Origin of the sequence: Oricola indica (genome assembly GCF_965227485.1) — a bacterium.
Classification (GTDB): domain Bacteria; phylum Pseudomonadota; class Alphaproteobacteria; order Rhizobiales; family Rhizobiaceae; genus Oricola; species Oricola indica.
The window spans coordinates 2538681-2557261 of record NZ_OZ245747.1 but is presented as its reverse complement, the minus strand read 5'-3'; the positions used below and the strand labels follow the sequence as shown (position 1 = coordinate 2557261).

The 18581-nt window shown below is 62.5% G+C and carries 19 protein-coding genes and 1 tRNA gene; 5 read left to right on the top strand and 15 right to left on the bottom strand.

What is annotated here, in order from left to right; all coding sequences use genetic code 11:
* Window positions 1-57 precede the first annotated feature (57 nt).
* A complete protein-coding gene (locus ACQK2M_RS12835; protein WP_425418141.1) occupies window positions 58-1296 on the top strand; it encodes a DUF2865 domain-containing protein in 1239 nt (412 codons plus the stop codon).
* Here ACQK2M_RS12835 and gltX read toward each other — a convergent pair.
* Together gltX and ACQK2M_RS12825 are read right to left on the bottom strand one after the other, a co-directional pair.
* Window positions 1214-2593, bottom strand: a complete 1380-nt coding sequence (gene gltX, locus ACQK2M_RS12830) for a glutamate--tRNA ligase (RefSeq protein ID WP_425418140.1) — start codon at window positions 2591-2593, stop codon at window positions 1214-1216. The genes ACQK2M_RS12835 and gltX overlap by 83 nt on opposite strands.
* Window positions 2594-2646: 53 nt before the next feature.
* Entirely contained in the window at window positions 2647-3870 is a 1224-nt protein-coding gene (locus tag ACQK2M_RS12825; RefSeq protein ID WP_425418139.1) for an MFS transporter, read from the bottom strand.
* Between the two features lie 102 nt (window positions 3871-3972).
* Here ACQK2M_RS12825 and ACQK2M_RS12820 point away from each other — a divergent pair, with 102 nt between their 5' ends.
* A complete protein-coding gene (locus ACQK2M_RS12820; protein ID WP_425418138.1) occupies window positions 3973-4698 on the top strand; it encodes a VIT1/CCC1 transporter family protein in 726 nt (241 codons plus the stop codon).
* A gap of 20 nt (window positions 4699-4718) precedes the next feature.
* Here the strand turns inward: ACQK2M_RS12820 and ACQK2M_RS12815 are convergent, their stop codons facing one another.
* The 4 genes from ACQK2M_RS12815 to rpsU form a co-directional block, all read right to left on the bottom strand.
* The gene (locus ACQK2M_RS12815; RefSeq protein WP_425418137.1) at window positions 4719-5963 is read right to left on the bottom strand and encodes an MFS transporter; all 1245 of its coding nucleotides are present in this window, start codon (window positions 5961-5963) and stop codon (window positions 4719-4721) included.
* Between the two features lie 4 nt (window positions 5964-5967).
* On the bottom strand, window positions 5968-7245 hold the full coding sequence (locus ACQK2M_RS12810) for a nucleotide disphospho-sugar-binding domain-containing protein (RefSeq protein WP_425418136.1): 1278 nt from the start codon (window positions 7243-7245) through the stop codon (window positions 5968-5970).
* Between the two features lie 35 nt (window positions 7246-7280).
* Complete coding sequence (locus ACQK2M_RS12805) at window positions 7281-8954, bottom strand: NAD+ synthase (protein ID WP_425418135.1); 1674 nt, start codon at window positions 8952-8954, stop codon at window positions 7281-7283.
* A gap of 109 nt (window positions 8955-9063) precedes the next feature.
* Entirely contained in the window at window positions 9064-9300 is a 237-nt protein-coding gene (gene rpsU, locus ACQK2M_RS12800) for a 30S ribosomal protein S21 (protein ID WP_223475085.1), read from the bottom strand.
* Between the two features lie 535 nt (window positions 9301-9835).
* On the opposite strand from rpsU, the gene ACQK2M_RS12795 reads away from it, so the two are divergent.
* Window positions 9836-10165: a BLUF domain-containing protein gene (locus ACQK2M_RS12795; RefSeq protein ID WP_223475086.1), complete on the top strand. Its 330-nt coding sequence runs from the start codon at window positions 9836-9838 to the stop codon at window positions 10163-10165.
* 3 nt (window positions 10166-10168) lie between these two features.
* Here ACQK2M_RS12795 and ACQK2M_RS12790 read toward each other — a convergent pair whose 3' ends face one another.
* From ACQK2M_RS12790 to rpiA, 8 genes are all read right to left on the bottom strand, one after another.
* Entirely contained in the window at window positions 10169-10759 is a 591-nt protein-coding gene (locus ACQK2M_RS12790; RefSeq protein WP_425418134.1) for a hemerythrin domain-containing protein, read from the bottom strand.
* A 41-nt stretch (window positions 10760-10800) separates the two neighbouring features.
* On the bottom strand, window positions 10801-11598 hold the full coding sequence (locus ACQK2M_RS12785) for a DODA-type extradiol aromatic ring-opening family dioxygenase (RefSeq protein WP_425418133.1): 798 nt from the start codon (window positions 11596-11598) through the stop codon (window positions 10801-10803).
* Between the two features lie 93 nt (window positions 11599-11691).
* Window positions 11692-12081 (bottom strand): GFA family protein, encoded by a 390-nt coding sequence (locus tag ACQK2M_RS12780; protein ID WP_425418132.1) that lies wholly within the window; start codon window positions 12079-12081, stop codon window positions 11692-11694.
* An 87-nt stretch (window positions 12082-12168) separates the two neighbouring features.
* Window positions 12169-13554 (bottom strand): class II 3-deoxy-7-phosphoheptulonate synthase, encoded by a 1386-nt coding sequence (locus ACQK2M_RS12775; protein WP_425418131.1) that lies wholly within the window; start codon window positions 13552-13554, stop codon window positions 12169-12171.
* A gap of 134 nt (window positions 13555-13688) precedes the next feature.
* The gene (locus ACQK2M_RS12770; protein WP_425418130.1) at window positions 13689-14330 is read right to left on the bottom strand and encodes a gamma-glutamylcyclotransferase family protein; all 642 of its coding nucleotides are present in this window, start codon (window positions 14328-14330) and stop codon (window positions 13689-13691) included.
* An 80-nt stretch (window positions 14331-14410) separates the two neighbouring features.
* Window positions 14411-15802 (bottom strand): glutathione-disulfide reductase, encoded by a 1392-nt coding sequence (gor, locus tag ACQK2M_RS12765; RefSeq protein WP_425418129.1) that lies wholly within the window; start codon window positions 15800-15802, stop codon window positions 14411-14413.
* Window positions 15803-15920: 118 nt separating this feature from the next.
* Window positions 15921-16478 carry a DUF2059 domain-containing protein gene (locus ACQK2M_RS12760; RefSeq protein ID WP_223475093.1) on the bottom strand — a complete coding sequence of 186 codons (558 nt, stop codon included), beginning with the start codon at window positions 16476-16478 and terminating at the stop codon, window positions 15921-15923.
* A 53-nt stretch (window positions 16479-16531) separates the two neighbouring features.
* Entirely contained in the window at window positions 16532-17233 is a 702-nt protein-coding gene (rpiA, locus tag ACQK2M_RS12755) for a ribose-5-phosphate isomerase RpiA (RefSeq protein ID WP_223475094.1), read from the bottom strand.
* A 151-nt stretch (window positions 17234-17384) separates the two neighbouring features.
* Between rpiA and ACQK2M_RS12750 the strand changes: the two genes are divergently transcribed.
* Together ACQK2M_RS12750 and ACQK2M_RS12745 are read left to right on the top strand one after the other, a co-directional pair.
* A complete protein-coding gene (locus ACQK2M_RS12750) occupies window positions 17385-18074 on the top strand; it encodes an HAD family hydrolase (RefSeq protein ID WP_425418128.1) in 690 nt (229 codons plus the stop codon).
* 46 nt (window positions 18075-18120) lie between these two features.
* Window positions 18121-18195 (top strand) — tRNA-Val (locus ACQK2M_RS12745).
* Window positions 18196-18293: 98 nt separating this feature from the next.
* On the opposite strand, the gene ACQK2M_RS12740 is transcribed toward ACQK2M_RS12745, so the two are convergent.
* Entirely contained in the window at window positions 18294-18503 is a 210-nt protein-coding gene (locus tag ACQK2M_RS12740) for a DUF7681 family protein (protein ID WP_223475096.1), read from the bottom strand.
* Window positions 18504-18581 lie beyond the last annotated feature (78 nt).

The window sequence follows — 18581 nt, the reverse complement described above, 5'->3', positions numbered from 1 at the left end:
GCCACATTTGACGTGTAAGCTGGCCGGCGAAGGGACTCCTTTGGGGAGTGGACGCGGGTGACGGAACAAATCAGATCGAGCCGGATTGCCGCCATCTCCGGGCGAGTCCGGCTGTTTGCCATGTGCCTCGCCGGTCTCGCGGCGGTCACGGCCACGCCGGCATCGGCCGACGTCTGCGCGGATTTGCGCGCGCAGTTGCGCGACGCATCCCGGCCCGGTCCGGGAACCTCGGCGCAAGCGCGACGCTATGCCGAGGCGGCGATCCGCCAATCGGCCGAAATCGAAAAGACAATCGCAATCCAGCGCTCCAACGGCTGCTTCCGCGATCCCGGAGCGGCCTGCCAGTCGCTCAATCGTACCATCCAGAAGATGCGAGCCAATCTCGACTCTCTGGAGAGGCAACGCGACCGGCTTTCCGGACGGATCAACAGATCGCGGGTGCGCGCCATCGAGGCACGCATGGCCCGCTTCCGCTGCGACGAACCGCAACGCCTCGCCAGCCGCGAGCCGCAAGAGGGCACGGTGACCGTCATCCCGCCAAGCATGGACAGGAATGACCGCAGGACCAAGATCATCGTGCGTGAAGGCATCGGCCGCCAGCGCCTCTACGATCCGCAAGCTGCGCCGCAGGCCCTGCCGGAAGACCAGGCGGCGGTCGCACCCGACGACCCGAATGCCGTTACCCTGCCCTACATGCCCGGAACGTTCAGAACCCTGTGCGTGCGGACCTGCGACGGCTACTACTTCCCGGTATCGTTTTCGACCGGCTTCGATTTCCTCCAGCGCGACGCGCAGACCTGTCAGGCGATGTGCCCGGCGACGGAAGCGAAGTTGTTCTTCCACCGTGTGCCGGACCAGGAAAGCGAAGAGATGATCTCGTTGCAGGGGCGGCCTTACACGGCGCTGCCCAACGCCTTTCTCTATCGCGAACAGCGCACCGACACCGCCGATCCCGCCTGCACCTGTGGCACGCCGCAAACGATCGCGCGCACGCCGGAAGAAGAACTTCCCGCTTCCGGCGGAACACGGCTCAGCGCGATTCCGACGCCGCTCGACAAGCCCGAGATGATGCCTGAAACAGATACCGAAACGGCGGACACAGCTGTCCACGGACCTGAAGAAGAACCTGACCTCGCGGCGGATGGTGAGCGAAAAACCGTCGAGGAAGCGAGCGCCGATACTGTCGAGGACCCCGCATACACGCGCAAACGCGTCAGGGTCGTCGGGCCAGAATTCCTTCCCGCCCCAGAAGCGGCAACAGATCCGCAATCTCAGGACCCGACGAGCGACCGGTAAGGGCGATGCGCAAAGGCATGAACAGTGCCCTGCCCTTGCGACCGCTTTGCGCCTTCGCCGCAGCAGTCCATGCCCCCCATGTCGAGGCATCGATTTCGCCTTCCGGCAGCAGGTCGAATGCGGCGCGCGCATAGTCGAGATCGTCGCCTTCCAGTGCCACCTGATCGTCGGGACCGACGGTCAGGATCCGCCACCATTCGGCAGCGTCCGGCACCTTCTCGATATTGGCGCGAACGACGGTCCAGAATGCCTCGGCGCGCGGATCGGCCGTATCGACACCAACCGCAGCCAGCCGCTCGGATGCCGCCGAAAACGGCAATTCATGGACAAACTGCCGATTGAGGACATCGAGTTCGGCCGGATCGAACTTCGCAGCCGACTTCGAGCAACTCGCGAGATCGAAGGTCGAGGCCATCGTCTCCAGCGAAGGCACGGCGGCTACCGCGGCCGATGTACCGATCAGGACCGCGAGCGATGCGACCGACATGGGCTCATAGCCACCCTCCTGCAGAGCCTTGATCGACAGGGCACCGGAGCGCTTCGACAGGCCCTCGCCCGACGCTGTCGTCAGCAGATTGTGATGGCCGAAGGCCGGCGCGGTCGCGCCAAGCGCCTCGAAAAGCGCGATCTGCGCCCCCGTATTGGTCACATGGTCGTCGCCGCGAATGACATGCGTCACACCGAGATCGATGTCATCGACGACGGAGGGCAGCGTGTAGAGATAGGTGCCGTCTTCACGGATCAGCACCGGGTCGGACATGGACGCGAGATCGACCGTCTGCCGGCCGCGCACGACATCGTCCCAATGCACCTCCGTGCGGCGGGTCGAAAACGGATCGCCGTCGAAATTCGGCAGCAGGAAGCGCCAGTGCGGCTTGCGACCCTCCGCCTCGAAGGCGGATTTCTCGGCATCGGTCAGCTTGAGCGCTTCGCGGCCATAGACCGGCGGCAGCTTGCGCGACAGGCGAATCTTGCGACGCCGTTCCAGCTCCTCTGAGGTCTCGTAGCAGGGATAGAGCAGACCGGCCTGCTTGAGGGTCTCCACGGCCGCGTCATGCGCCGTGCCGCGTTTCGACTGATAGGCGACGACATGCGGATGAACGCCCAGCCATTCGAAATCGGCCGAGATCTGGTCGGCATATTCCTGCCTGGAGCGCGCCGTGTCGGTGTCGTCGAAGCGCAGGATGAAGCGCCCTTCGTGTTGCAACGCGTACAGCCAGTTGAACAGCGCGGTGCGGACATTGCCGATATGGATATTGCCGGTGGGCGACGGCGCGAAACGGACGGTGACAGGCATGCGGCGGGGCTTTCGGGTCTGGGTTCGAGGCAGCGGTTAACCTTCGGCGCGCCTCATTGCAAGTTGTCCGCGCTGCGGACGCGAAGCTGGCGCGATACGGTGAACAGCACCACGCTCGCCGCGAGGCAATATACACCCATCGCGAAGATCTGCGCCGGATAGGGAACGCCGAAGTCGATCAGCGCGCCGGTGAGCCCCGGTCCGACCGCCGTGGCAAACACCATGAAGGCGACGATCAGCGATCGGATGGAGCCGAGATGCTTCGTCCCGTAGACCTCGGGCCAAAGTGCACCGATGAGCGTGGTCGAAAACCCGTAGGAGATGCCGAGAAGCGCCATGAAGACGAATGGCGCCCAGGCAGCCGGCGAGACCGCCAGCACCAGACAGGCCGCGCTGAGCGGCAGCAGGAAGCTCGGCAGCAGGGAGACGGCCGAGAAACGGTCGATCAGCGCGCCGCAAACCAGCGCGAAGATGATCGTCATCAAGGACATGAAGGCGAAGGACGCGGCGAATGTGTCGAGCGACCAGCCGCGCAATTCCACCAGATAGACCTGGTGAAAGAAGATTGTCGTGCCGATGAACGGCGGCGCCAGGATACCGATCAGCATGAGCCAGAACGCGCGGTCGCGGATCACCTCGCCACGCGTCCAGTCGCGTGCGGCCGTGACTTTCGGCTCCGGGTCGGACGAGCGCGGTTCGCGTTCCTGCCGGTAGAGCAAGGCGATCAGCGGCATGGCAACGACGACGAGCAAGCCGGCTCCCGCGACCCAGCTCATGCGCCAGCCGATCGCTCCGGCGACGATCACGAAGATGAAGGGGAACACCGCCTCGCCGGCATTTTGGCCCAGCGCGACGATCGAGATGGCGCGGCCGCGATTGGCAGAAAACCAGCGCCCGGTGGCCGTCATGGCGTTTTGCGTCATCATGCCCTGTCCGAACAGGCGCAGGAAATAGATCACACAAACCAGTACGACGAGGTGTTGCGACAGCGCCATCGCGACGGACCCGATCGCCAGCATCGGCACGATGATCAGGGTAACCTGCATCGGCGAGAAACGATCGACCATCCGCCCGACCCAGGTCAGCGAAAACGCGCTGGCCAGCGTCGCGAGCATGTAGATCATGCCGAATTCGCCATGCGACAGGTCGTATTCGGACCGGATTTCGCCGGCCGACAGCGAGATGAAATAGGTCTGCCCGAAGGCCGAGAAAAGCGTCAGCAGAAATCCGCCCGCGAGCCAGCGGGCGTTGCCGATCAGGAAGTTCAGAAACTGCATTGTCCAACCTGGAAATCGAAAAGCCGGGATTGGACGTCGCCGTCATTGTACGCCCGGCAACCCCGCCTTAGAATGAGTCTAAAATGTTTAAATGCGGCCCTTATGCTTGAACACAAACACACCGCGGAGGCAATCCGCGCGCGCCTCGCCGACGGCACGAGACCCAATTATCTGCGCGATTTCATCTATGGCGGCATCGACGGCGCGGTGACGACCTTCGCCATCGTCGCCGGCGTGGTCGGCGCGTCGCTGTCTGCCAACGTAGTCATCATCCTCGGTCTCGCCAATCTCCTGGCCGACGGATTGTCGATGGCGGCCAGCAATTATTCCGGAACGAAGACCGAGATCGACGACCGCAATCGGCTTCGCGCGATGGAAATTCGGCATATTGCCGAGGATCCGGACGGAGAGCGCGAGGAAATTCGCCAGATCCTCGCTTTGAAAGGACTGGAAGGCGAAACACTGGAACACGCTGTCGAGGCCATCACATCCGACCGCGAACGCTGGATCGCGATGATGCTGGCCGATGAACACGGACAGAGTGGCGCGCTGCGCGATCCGATGAAATCGGCTGTCTCGACATTCCTGGCCTTCCTCGCCTGCGGCGCGGTGCCCCTTCTGCCCTATCTCCTGCTGCCGATAGACCAGGCCATGCCGGTGGCGCTGACGATGACCTCGATCGTGTTCTTCGCCATTGGATCGATCAAGAGCCGCTGGTCCGTAACGCGCTGGTGGACATCCGGACTGGAGACCCTGATCATCGGGCTTGGCGCGGCCACCGCCGCCTTTCTGATCGGTTACATGCTGCGCGATCTGGCGATCGCCTGACGCAATTTTCGGGTGCCTGATCAGGATGTTGAGGCAGAAACCGGAATCGGAATACGAGCCGCGACACGCGCCTTCACCACACGCGTCAGGAACAGCATCGCGACCGCGGCGGCGATGGCGTACCACCCCATCGCGGCGACCTTGCCCGGGAAGCCGATACCGCGATCGATCAGCCAGCCGCTGAGACCGGGCCCCAGCGCGGTGGAAAACACCATGATCGAGGTAACGACCGATTTGATCGCGCCCAAGTGGCGCGTGCCATAGAGTTCCGGCCAGATCGCGCCAAAGGCCGAGGCATAGAGGCCGAATGCCGTCCCCATGCCCGCCATGAAGATCAGGATCGCCCAGGACGGTGCCGCATATCCGACCGTCAGGTTTGCGATCGCAACGAAAACCAGCATTGCAGGCAGCAAGACCACCGATCCGAACCGGTCGATCACATAACCCGCCACCAGGGTCGCGGCGATGGCGAAGACGGAGAGCACGGGCGTGGAACCGGCGAACTGACCGAGCGCCCATCCGCGCAGTTCGGTCAGATAGACCTGGTGGAAAAACACCGTGGTGCCGATCACCGGCGGCGCGAGCAGGCCCAGCATCAGCGCCCAGAAGAGCGGATCGCGCATCGCCTGTCCGCGTGTCCATTGCGCACCCTGGTCGTCGCCGCGCAGCTCGGCCGCATGCGGCTCGCGCGGCACACGCATGAGCAGATAGATCGCCGGAAGCACCAGGACGACAAAGAACGCAGCATTGACCAGCCAGCCGCTGCGCCAGCCGACGAGCGCGGCGATGGCGACGAAGCTGACGGGCATGACGCTCTCGCCCAGTTGATGGCCGAGCGCCGCCGTCGAGACCGCTTTTCCCCTTGTTGCGGAAAACCAGCGGCCCATCGCGGTCATCGCGGAATGAGCCATAAGCCCCTGCCCGAACATGCGAAGACCCGTCAGCGCAAGAAACAGGACGGCGAGATTATGCGCAAATGCAAGCGCGACCATCGAGAGGGCAAGGCCGACGATCACCAGTCCGGCGTAACGCTCGATCCGCATCGTATCGACGAAGCGCCCGGCAAACGGGATCATCGCCGCGCTGGACAGCGTCGCCCACATGTAGAGCCAGCCGAAATCGCCATGGGAAAGGCCCAGCTCCGCGCGGATACCGCCGCTCGACAGCGCGATATAGAAAGTCTGGCCGTAGCTCGAAAACAAGGTCAGCAGAAATCCGCCGGCAAGCCAGCGGGCATTGTCACGAAGGAAAACAGGAAGTCTCATCGGCTCAACGCTCTTCCGCATAGCGCTCGATCAGCGCGACTGCATTGGCCACGCCATGCTCGGCACGGATCTCCTCGCCGATCCGCGCGGCGGTTTCCGCGATTTCCTGCGAGCCGGTCGCTTCGCGAAGCGCACCGGCCAGCTTTGCGGCTGTCAGTTTTTTCTGCCCGAGCGGCTTCGGCCCGGCGCCGATCTCGTGGACGAGACCTCCCCAGAATGGCTGGTCGGCGAAAAACGGTACGATGACCGTCGGCTTGCCGGCGCGAAGCCCCGCCGCCGTCGTGCCTGCCCCGCCGTGATGTACGACCGCCGCCATGCGCGGCAGAAGCCACGCATGCGGCGCCTCGTCTATCTGGAGGATCGTGTCCGGCAGTTCCCCGGTCTTCAGACCGCCCCACCCGCTCGCCATGACCCCGCGAAGGCCCGCTTCCTGCAAGGCATCGACGACGATATGCGCGAGGCGTTGCGGATCGCGCCCGGCCATCGAACCGAAGCCGACATAGACCGGCGGCGGCCCGGCTTCGAGGAAGGCGGTCAGTTGCGAGGGTGGGGTCCAGTCCTTTTCGGCATCGAGAAACCAGTAGCCCGTGACATGGGCGCTATCGGGCCAGTCGGCGGGGCGCGGCAGCACCGCCTCGCTGTGGCCGTGCAGAATCGGGATATCCGAGCCGTCCGACATCCTGCGTATGTCGAAAGATCGGACCGGCGGCAGGTCCAGACGCTTGCGGAAGTCGCGGGTATATCGCCCCAGCACACGATTGGTAAGGAACAGGATCGGCCAATAACTCGCCCTGTTGTACCAGCCGCCGAGTTTCCAGTCCGGAAGGACGGTGAAGCGAAATGCCCGGGTCGGCAGGAACATCGGGATCGGCGTTGCGTGGACGCAGGGAATGCCAAGTTTCTCGGCGATATGCGGCGCGGCGACCGCCTTTGAATGATAGACGATGATATCGGGGCCGAAGTCGCGTGCGACCTCCCAGCTTTCCGCCATCAGGGCCCGCTGCATCGGCGCGATCTGCCGCGACATCTCGATGCTGCTCTTGACGACCTGAACGATGCTGCTGCCCTTCTCGAGCAGGTCTTTTCCCTTGTCGGTGTCGATGATGGCGAGCAGATCATCGCTCATATGGCCGTAGCGCAACCCGTGCTCCTCGACGAACGCCCTGAACCGCTCGCTCGTGGCGAGAACGACCTCGTGTCCGCTCTCCTTCAGACCCAGCGCGAGCGCCAGATAGGGCTGCACGTCGCCGCGCGATCCATAGGTTATTATCAGCGCTTTCATATGCGCTCCCGTCCGGCCCTCGCCCGCGCGAAAACCTATGTCCGGTCGCGGAACCGGCTGGTGATCGGATAGCGGCGGTCCCGGCCGAAATTCTTGCGCGTGATCTTCACGCCCGGCGCGGACTGCCGACGCTTGTACTCGGCGATATAGAGCAGATGCTCGATCCGGTGCACCAACTCGCGATCATGACCCCGCGCGACGATGTCGTCGACGGCCATCTCATGTTCGACAAGACATTCGAGAATGTCGTCGAGCACCGGATAGGGCGGCAGTGAATCCTGGTCGGTTTGGTCGGGGCGCAGCTCGGCAGACGGCTCCTTGTCGATGATGTTCTGCGGGATCACCATGCCGGTCGGCCCCAGCGCGCCCGGAGGCGTATGCGCATTGCGCCAGCGCGCCAGCGCATAGACCTGCATCTTGTAGAGGTCCTTGATCGGGTTGAAGCCGCCATTCATGTCGCCATAGAGCGTCGCGTAACCGACGCTCATCTCGGACTTGTTACCGGTGGTCACGACCATAGAGCCGAACTTGTTGGAGACCGCCATCAGGATCGTCCCGCGCGTACGGCTCTGCAGGTTTTCCTCGGTAACGCCCTCATTCGTGCCGTGGAACAGGTCCGAAAGGGAACTCATGAAACCTTCGACCGGCTGCTTGATCGGCACGACATCGTAGCGGCACCCGAGCATCTGCGCACAAATCTCGGCGTCGGCAAGCGACTCCGACGAAGTGTATTTATAGGGCAGCATGATCGCGTGCAGCCGCTCCTCGCCAAGCGCGTCGACCGCCAGCGCGGCGCAAATCGCGGAGTCGATGCCGCCGGACAGGCCGAGTACGACGCTCTTGAAACCGTTCTTGTTGACGTAATCACGCAGCCCCAGCATGCAGGCGCGATAGTCCGCTTCCTCGCCTTCCGGAATCCGCGACATCGGACCCTCGTCGCAATACCAGCTCTCCTCGCCGCGCCGCCAGGTCGTCACGGTCACCTGGTCCTCGAACTGGCTCATCTGAAAGGCGAGCTTGCGATCCGCGTTGAAGGCGAAACTTGCGCCGTCGAAGACGAGTTCATCCTGCCCGCCGAGTTGGTTGGCATAGAGGACCGGGAGATCGCTCTCGATAACCTGCCTGATAACGACCTGATGGCGGACGTCGATCTTGCCCCTGTAATAGGGCGACCCGTTCGGCACGAGGAGGATCTCAGCGCCGCTCTCGGCCAGGGTCTCGCAAACACCAAGGTCGCCCCAGATGTCCTCGCAGACCGGAATGCCGAGCCGCACCCCGCGAAAGTCGACCGGGCCGGGCATCGGGCCCGCCTGAAAGACGCGTTTCTCGTCGAACTCGCCATAATTGGGCAGGTCGACCTTGTGGCGTTCGGCGATCACCTTGCCGCCGTCCAGCACCATGATCGAGTTGTGTCGCAAATCGCCCCGCGCCAGCGGCACGCCCATGACGACGCCCGGCCCGCCATCGGCGGTATCGCCGGCAAGGTCATCGACGGCTTTCTCGCAGGCGGCGAGGAAGGCCGGCTTCATGACGAGATCTTCCGGCGGATAGCCGGCGATAAACAGTTCGGTGAAGAAGACGAGATCGGCGCCGTGTCGGGCCGCGTCGGCGCGAGCCTCGCGTGCAAGGGCGAGGTTTCCGGCAATATCGCCAACAGTCGGGTTCAACTGCGCGACAGCGATACGTAGAATGTCAGGAGCGGTGTTCATGCGCGAGCATTAGCGCGCACAGATGGTCGAGGCAATCGCGTTCGACTCATGCAGCCGAGACGCTCGCCGCCCGGGATTTAATCATCCCGGGCATGCGAAAAAATCTGGATCAGCGGCCGCGTGCGGGACGCTTGCGGCCCGGCAGCAGGCCTTCGCGCTGCGCCAGCTTGCGTGCGGCCTTGCGGTTGCGGCGAACAGCTTCGCCTTTTTCGCGCGCACGCTTCTCGGACGGCTTTTCATAGGCGCGACGCGATTTCATCTCGCGGAAAACGCCTTCGCGCTGCAGTTTCTTCTTGAGCACCCGAAGTGCCTGGTCGACGTTGTTGTCTCTAACGAGAACTTGCAATGGCTTCCTCATTCGGTTCGTGTTCGGGCACTGCGACAAGCGCAACGCCAAGATGTTTCCGCCGTTCGCCGCAAGATCAGCGGCCTGTGGCTGGCAACAGGAGAATCGCCTGATGACGACGCGCGCATGACGCTAAACCGCGCTTGTGAGCAAAACGGTAAAGTTCCGTTTTACGGAAACGACCCGAGACCTGTAAGGTTTTCGGATGTCGGCGCGACGATCCGATTCAGCATTTCAGCCGAACCGGTTGACGCGTATATAACGTCGCTTGCCGCGAAATGCCACGCCTGCCGGAAAAAAACACGAACCACCGAAAGGGCGCGGAAGCGAGTGCGGCCGGCGCGCGTCGAAAGCGTAAGCGGGGGCAATGCCGACGACGGCACCCGCCTCCCCGGCTTCGCGATCCTGCGCTGACTTGCGCCATGCCGGAAAAAAACACTCGCCAGCTATGTTGGTCGATGTGTTAAATTTAATCGACAGCCCCTTGGAACATTGCGTAAATCGCCGCGAGGGACTGCTTTTTTGGAATTCTTTAATGTACCGCCTTTTTTATGTCAGTTCGGCCCGTCCGGACATGCAATCAATCGATATCGATACGCTTGTAAACGCCGCGTCGATGAAGAACCCGTCGCTCGGAATTACGGGCGCGCTCGGCTATGACGGCAAGCGTTTCGCCCAGATCCTTGAAGGGGCGAAAGAGGATGTTCTCGCGCTGATGGATGTCATCCGGTCCGACAATCGCCATTCCGGCATCGTCGTCATGGACGAAAAGTCGGTCGAGGGCCGTGTTTACGACGGTTGGGGTTTGAAGCAACTGGACGGACTGATTTTCGAGCACTTCGAAAGCGCCATGGCCGAGGCGTGACGATTACATCAGTCCGAGTTTGGCCTCTCCACGGTCCAGAATCACCGGAACGATCAGGTCTTCCTCGTCTTCGAGGTGCCTGAGCAGCATCGCGACGAGGTCTTCGGTGTCCTTCGCATAGGCATCGGCGGCGTAGCGCGCCGCGTCACGCCCTTCACCGAGCTTGCCGAGAAAGCCGTTGGCGCCATGCGCGTTCCGCTCCAGCGCGTCGTGGATGACGTGATGGTCGTTGTCCAGCAGATCGAAACCGCGCATCAACCCGGATTCAGCACGCGTGAAAACGGGGAAATAGTGCATGTCCTCGATCTGGTGATGCCCGTGCAACTGCTGCAGGAAGAATTGCAGCCTCGGCACGAAGAAGGACGCGAAGGGCTGCGCTTCGAGTTGCCCTTCCCTGTAGTCGGAGACCGACTGGGTGAGCATGCCGCCCAGTTCGCGGAACATGTCGTGGCGCTGCAGCCAGAACTGCGCCATGCCGCCGAGATTCTCGTGCGCCTGCCACTGATCGCGCGGATAACGCTCCAGGAGATAACGCAAATCTTCGGGCAGGCCGGAACGGTGTCCGAGCAGGAGTTGGGGATCGATATCGCTCATGACCGCCTATTTGCCTGCCCGCGCCGCCGCTTCAAGGGGCATTAGTGAAAGAACCAGGAATCCCAGGCGAAATATCCGTATTGCCGCGAGTGGTGCGCCCGTTCCGGCTTCGGCGCATCACCAGCCGCGCCATAGGCGAAGAACAATGGCAGAAGATGCTCGTCGGTCGGGTGATTATCGGCAATGAAAGGCGCGCGAGCCCGCCAGTCGAGGATCGCCTCCGTATCGCCCTTCGCGAACTGCTCGGCGAACCATTCGGTAAACGCCTCGATCTTGCCCGGAAGCTCCGGGTCGGGATCGCGGCCATAACGGATCGACGCGAAAACCGCCCGCAGATTATGCGTGATATGGCCGGAACCGAGAAGGAGGATCCCCTCCTCGCGCAAAGGCGCCAACGCCTTGCCGAGCGCATAGTGATAGGCAGCGTCGCGGTTGGGGTCGATGGACAACTGGACGACCGGGATATCGGCATCGGGCCAGGCGAGGATCAGCGGATTCCAGGCACCATGATCGTAGCCGCGCTCAGGCGCGATACGTGGATTGAGGCCCGCATCCGCGAGGATCTGGGCGATCCGCATGCCGAGTTCAGGCTCGCCCGGCGCAGGATAGACCTTTTCGTAAAGCTCCTGCTGGAAACCGCCGAAATCGTAGATCATGCCGGGATTGGGATCGGTCACGACGACCGGTCCATCGGTCTCGAAATGCGCCGACACCATGACGATCGCCTTCGGCTTCGGAACGAGCGAGCCGAGCGATTTCAGGAAATCATGCGCTTCGGACGGTTCAATGACGACATTCGGTCCGCCATGGGACACGAAAACACTGGGCATTGCAGACATCGTCAGTCTCCTTTGCAATGCAGATAGTATGGTCCGCCACGCGATGCGAGTGGACAATCGGCGACTTTGCGTTCAACAAATGAGAACAGGTGATCAGCGCTGCGGGAACTGCGGCAGGCCGTCGCCGATATCGTAATAATCGCCCTTGTCGGCGACATGGATGTGATGGCCGGCCACAAGGCCCGTTGGCTTGTCGAACGAACCCGCCATGATCGCGGTCCTGTCGCTGTCATTGGCCTTCCAGAACAAGAGAGACCCGCAGGTCTTGCAAAAACCGCGCCGCGCCGTATCCGAAGCGGCGTACCAGCTCAGGTTTTCGGAGCCGGTGACGGTCAGTTGATCGTCGTCGCACGCCGTGGCGGCGACGAAATGGCCCGCCTGGCGTCGACATTGTTCGCAATGACAGAAATGAACAGCGCGGACCGGGCCGTCCACAGAATAGGTCACCGCCCCACAGTGACAGCGACCGCTCCGCTTTTCCATTTCGATCTCCCCGAATGAAAACGGGGACGATCATGGACCGTCCCCGCTGAAATCGATTGCCGCCGCGCGACGTGCGGTTGTCGCAGGTTATGCGTTGACCGCGATCCGGTTGTCACCATTGCCGTTGCTGCGGCCCTGCTTGAGGTTTTCCGCGATCAGGAAAGCCAGTTCCAGCGCCTGGTCGGCGTTGAGGCGCGGGTCGCAATGGGTGTGGTAGCGGTCGGACAATTCTTCCTCCGACACGGCACGCGCGCCGCCGGTGCATTCGGTGACGTTCTTGCCGGTCATCTCGACATGGATACCGCCGGGATAGGTGCCCTCGGCGCGGTGGACGTCGAAGAAGCTTTCCACTTCCGACAGGATCCGCTCGAACGGACGCGTCTTGTAGCGATTGGCCGTGATCGTGTTGCCGTGCATCGGATCGCAGGACCACACAACCTTCTTGCCTTCGCGTTCGACGGCGCGGATCAGGCGCGGCAGGTGCTCTTCGACCTTGTCGTGTCCGAAACGTGCGATCAGCGTCAGACGGCCCGGCTCGTTCGTCGGATTGAGAATGTCGATCAGGTTGATCAGGTCGTCAGCCTGCAGCGACGGCCCGCATTTCAGCCCGATCGGGTTCTTGATGCCGCGGCAGAACTCGACATGCGCGTGGTCGGCCTGACGGGTGCGGTCACCGATCCAGATCATGTGGCCGGAAGTCGCGTACCAGTCGCCCGACGTCGAATCCACGCGGGTCAGCGCTTCCTCGTAGCCGAGCAGCAGCGCTTCGTGGCTGGTGTAGAAATCCGTCTCGCGCAGCTTGGCGTAGTTTTCCGAGGTAATGCCGACGGAGCGCATGAAGTCCATCGTTTCGGAGATGCGATCGGCCAGCGCCTCGTAGCGTTCACCCTGCGGGCTGTCGCCGACGAAGCCCATCATCCACTGATGGACGTTTTCCAGATTGGCGAAACCGCCCTGCGCGAAAGCGCGCAACAGGTTCAACGTCGCCGCCGACTGGCGATACGCCATTTCCTGGCGGTTCGGATCGGGAATGCGCGACTCCGGCGTGAAGTCGATGCCGTTGATGATATCGCCCCGGTATGACGGCAGTTCCGCGCCGTCCTGCTTCTCGATGTCCGAGGAGCGCGGCTTGGCGAACTGGCCCGCGATACGGCCGACCTTGACCACCGGCTTCGAGCCGCCGAAGGTCAGAACGACGGCCATCTGGAGGAATACCCGGAAGAAATCGCGGATATTGTCGGCGCCATGTTCGGCGAAGCTCTCGGCGCAGTCACCGCCCTGGAGCAGAAAACTCCTGCCCTCGCAGACTTCGGCCAGCTGCCTCTTGAGCGCACGCGCCTCACCTGCAAATACGAGCGGCGGATAGGTCCGCAGACGGGCCTCGACCTCTTCCAGCACATTGGCGTCCGGATAGGCCGGGACCTGCAGGATCGGCTTTGCTCTCCAACTGTCAGGTGTCCACGTCGTTGCCATTTTACTTACTCGCATTCGATTTAACGGGTTGCCGACGGCGGCAGCACACTATCTGGCTGCTCCGCCGTCGCGCCCCTATACGGGAAAGTAATCGGCGATTCCAGCCTGTATGTCGGGGAAACGTCCTTGGGGGCTCAGGCCGGTTCGCGGTATTTCACGCCATGCGCGGCAAGCGCATCGTCGATTAGCGCGCGCTGTTCTTCGCTCAGCGTCACGCTGCGCATGTAACGCGGTATGTCGCGATCGCGAATGATCGGCGTGTCGTCGAATGCATGGGTGTCGGCGATGAAATCCTTCACGGCATCCGCGCCATACTCGAAAAGATAGCCTTGCAGGACCGCGTCGAGATAGCTCTGCAGGATGGCATGGCCCGTGCCCGCGGCGATCTCCCTCTTGCCCTCGTAAATATAGACAGGCACGTCGAACGCGATGTCGGTGGCGACCGTAATCCTGTCCATTCCGACGACGCGGCGGTGATAATTGAATTCGCGCTCATCCAGCGCGGGAAGGTTTTCCAGCCTATCGAAGACCAAAAGGCCCGGCAGGACATGCTCCGGGTCGTTCTCCGCCCTGACGCTCAGAAGCGAGATGGGATCGTCGGTGTGCTCCGGACGGCCTTGCCAATGCCGGCGCCAGCCGCGAACCGAAGCCCTCACCGCGCCGAAAATCGCGGTTCGATGGGTGTCTCGGTTGACCAGCGAGCCATAGCCGAAATAGGCGAAGACCGCGCCATCGGCGGCAGCCCGGTGAAGATTGTCGATTTGCTCGGGACTCATGATGTTCGGTCGGGGTTTCACTCACCCAGACATAAGGCCCTCACCCCGACCGGTTCAAGGGGCCGGCTCAAGGGACCGTGTCAGTCGACGCGGCTGCCGTTTCTGACCCGGTAGGTCGGCGCATACATCGTCACCAGTTCCTCCGCCGCGGTGGGATGCACCGCCATCGTCGCGTCGAAATCGTCCTTGGTGCAGCGCGCCTTGAGCGAGATGCCCAGCAACTGCGCCATTTCGCCGGCGCCCGGTCCGATTACATGCGCGCCGACGACAATGCGGCTTTGAGCATCGACAATCAGCTTCATCAGCATCTTCTCGTCGCGGCCGGCCAGGATGTTGTGCATCGGTCGGAAGCTCGCGCGATAGACCTCCAGTTCCGAATACCGCTCCGCCGCGGCCGATTCCGTCAAGCCTACCGTGCCGATTTCCGGCTGCGAGAACACGGCCGTCGCGACGGTGTCGTAGTCCGGCACGGTCGGATTGTCCTTGAAGGCGGTTTCCAGGAAACACATTGCCTCGTGAATGGCGACCGGCGTCAGTTGCATCCGGTTCGTCACGTCGCCGACCGCCCAGATGTTCTCGACCGATGTGCGCGAGTAATTATCGACGACGATCGCACCCCGGACGTCGAGTTCGACACCCGCATGGCGCATGCCGAGATTCTCGGTGTTCGGAACGCGGCCGATCGCCAGCATGATCTGATCGACAGCGATCGCCTCGCCGCCTGACAGACGCGCGTCCAGCCGGCCATCCGGCCGTTTCTCGACCTTTTCCAGGATCTGGTGACAGACGACCTTGATGCCCTTGGCGATCATCGTTTCCTGAAGATGGTCGCGCAAATCCTCGTCGAAGCCGCCAAGGATCTTCTGGCCGCGATAGACGAGCGTCGTATCGACGCCGAGCCCGTGGAAGATGTTGGCAAATTCGACGGCGATGTAACCGCCGCCCTCGACGATGACCGCCTTCGGCAATTCCTCCAGATGGAAGGCGCCGTTCGACGAGATGCAGTATTCGTGACCGGGCAGCGCATCATGCAGATTCGGGCGCCCGCCGACCGCGACAAGAATCTGGTCCGCCGTCACAGTCTCGCCGGTCGCCTCCAGCAGCACTTCGTGCGGCGATACAAGCTTCGCGCGGGTCTCGTGTATGGCGACGCCGTTTCCTTCCAGCCCCTTGCGATAAAGGCCCTCCAGACGGGTGATTTCCGCATCCTTGGCCGCGATCAGTGTCGGCCAGTCGAACGCGGTCTCGCCAACGCTCCAGCCATAGCCGGGAGCATCCTCGAAATGCTCGGAGAACTGGGACGCGTAAACGAAGAGCTTTTTCGGCACGCATCCGCGAATCACGCAGGTCCCACCCATGCGGTATTCCTCGGCGAGGCCGACACGCTTGCCCATCGCGCCGGCGAGCCGCGCCGCGCGCACGCCGCCGGAACCCCCGCCGATAACAAAGAGGTCGTAGTCGTACTGCGTCATGAACCGCGTCTCCAGATGAATTCGCCTCGTATCGGACGGGCCATCGCTTAGAGGATCGGGCGAAAAAACAAAAGGCCCGGCACAATGGCCGGGCCCAAAACACTCATGCGAACGGCAATCAGTTCTGCGTGGCGCCGTTCGTCGTGTCCGGCGCGGCGGTGTCGGTGTTGGCCCGCAGCCCTGCCGAGTTCAGCGACTTGGAAACGCTTTCGAGAAGATCGCGCTCGATGCCGCGTTTCCAGATGCCCGCCGCATTGTTGATTTCGCGCGCCGCGATCGGGCCGTTCTGCAAGAGCTTCTTGCCGGCCTCCGAATTGTAGAACTCGGTGATCGCGTTCAGTTCGTCTTCGCTGAAGGCAGCGGCATAAATACGGGCCGCCTCGTTTTCGAGGTCGGCGCGCCGCGCGGCCAGCTTGAACGCTTCCTCGTCGACGGTCTCGGTGATCGCGACTTCGAGATCGAGATTGCTGGCGATCAGGCGCGCCTTGAGCTGCTCTGCCGCGGCCGGAAGGATCGCGTCATAGGCGTCGGTCGCATCGACGGCCGCGACAGCCGCGCGGGCGGCGGCGAAATGCGATTCGGAAATGTCCTGCGCCAGCGCCGCGGGCGACATGGCCACCGCGAGCGCAAGTCCGGCAACGGCATTGCGGAAAGTCTTGACTGCCAGAAACTTCATGATCTCGATCTACTCCAATTCCCCAGTATGATTGTGCGAGCGATTGCGCGCCGTCAATCGGCCGGCGCTTCAAGCGTGCGTACAGAGTCCTTCCCTGCGACGACGGCAAGCGACGTCATGCCGATGAACATGCCGTGCTCCACGACGCCCGGGATCGCAAATAACGCGTCGGACAAAGCCTTTGGGTCCGAAATGTGGCCGAATGATGCGTCCAGGATGAAGTGTCCGCCGTCCGTTTCGTAGGGTTGCCCGTCGCGAACACGCAAGCGCAACTGGCCTGAATAGCCAAGGCCAGCATAGGCTTCCGCGATATCCTGGCGCGTCGCCTCGAGCCCGAACGGATTGATCTCGATCGGCAGCGGAAACGCGCCGAGCGCCGGGACGAGTTTGCTCTCGTCCGCGATCACGATGAATTTTGCCGACGCGTGGGCGACGATCTTCTCGCGCAGCAGCGCGCCGCCTCCGCCCTTCGTCAGGTTCAGGCCCGGGTCGATTTCGTCCGCCCCGTCGATGCACAGGTCGAGACGAGGCGTGTCGTCCAGCGTGGTCAGCGGAACGCCGAGTTCGAGACAGAGACGCGCCGTGCGCTCCGATGTCGGCACCCCGGTGACCTTGAAGCCGTCGCCGACCTTTTCGGCCAGGAGATGGACGAATGCCTCCGCCGTGCTGCCCGTTCCAATGCCGAGCTTCATGCCGTTCTCGACATGCGACAATGCGGTCTGCGCCGCGGCGATTTTCAGCTGGTCCTGTGACATATACAGGCGTTTCCCCGATTGAGCCGGGACCGGTTATCATGCCGCCGCCCCCTCGCCAACCTGCAATCGCCGCCTTCCCCGGCGCATTGGCGTTGCAATGCGTGTCCTGCCGCACTAACCCGGACGCCGGATAACCCGAACGGAGCAATCGATGAAACCGCCGATCATCGTGTTCGATCTCGACGGAACGCTGGTGGATACCGCGCCCGACCTGCTTGCCAGCATGAACCATGCGTTGAAGCATGTCGGCCTCGGGCCGATCGACGATGAGGGATTCAGCAAATATGTCGGCCAAGGTGCCCGCGTCATGCTGGAACGCGCCTACGAGACATCCGGCCAGGTGCCCGCGCCCGAGACGCTCGACGAACTGATGGGCCATTTCCTCGATTACTATCAGGACACCATGCCGGGCCTGTCACGCCCTTACGAGCATGTGCTCGACGCGATCGGCGCTTTCCGCGCCGAGGGTTATATCGCGGCAGTGTGCACCAACAAGATCGAGGCCAATGCCGTGCGCCTTCTCGAGGCGCTGGAAATCGACGGACTGTTCGCCGCGATCTGCGGACAGGACACTTTCCCCGTCCGAAAACCAGACCCGGCACATCTGACCGGTACGATCGCCAGGGCCGGCGGCGATCCCGCAAGGGCACTCATGGTCGGCGACAGCGAGACAGACATCCGCACCGCGCAAGCAGCCCGAATCCCGGTCGTCGCGGTGGACTTCGGATATACGGACCGCCATGTCAGCGCATTCGGCCCGGACACGGTGATTTCGCACTATCGCGAGCTCGATCCGGCGCTCGCCAAAAGCCTTCTCGACCGGCGCGACGCGACCAGTTGACTTTCCTTCACGCCGGAGACTATATCCGCGCTTCCACGCAGGGTCAGGGCGATTAGCTCAGCGGGAGAGCACTGCCTTCACACGGCAGGGGTCGCTGGTTCAATCCCAGCATCGCCCACCATCATCTGACTGGTTTCAATTTCCTGCTATTACGACAAGCGGCCATTGCCTCGGGAGATGCCGAGGGCCATGGAACGATTAACGCCCACGCGGTTCGGGCTACCTCGTAATGTGCTTGACCGCCCACATGACGGCTTCTTCGATACGGGCCTTGGCGCGGCGCGTTTCATCAGATTCTCCGAGTTCGTCGATCAACTCCAAGAACTCCTGCCCCTGCTCCTTGATCCGGTAGATCGTCTGGTTTTCGGCTTCCGACAGGGAGCGATAGTACATGCCGACGCGGTCGGAAGTGGCTGCATTGCTTTTCATTGTGAAAACCCATTTTGACCCAAGACTTGGCTTGATATCCGGAAGAGTAAAAAAATATTCTAACGGAACATCGTGACA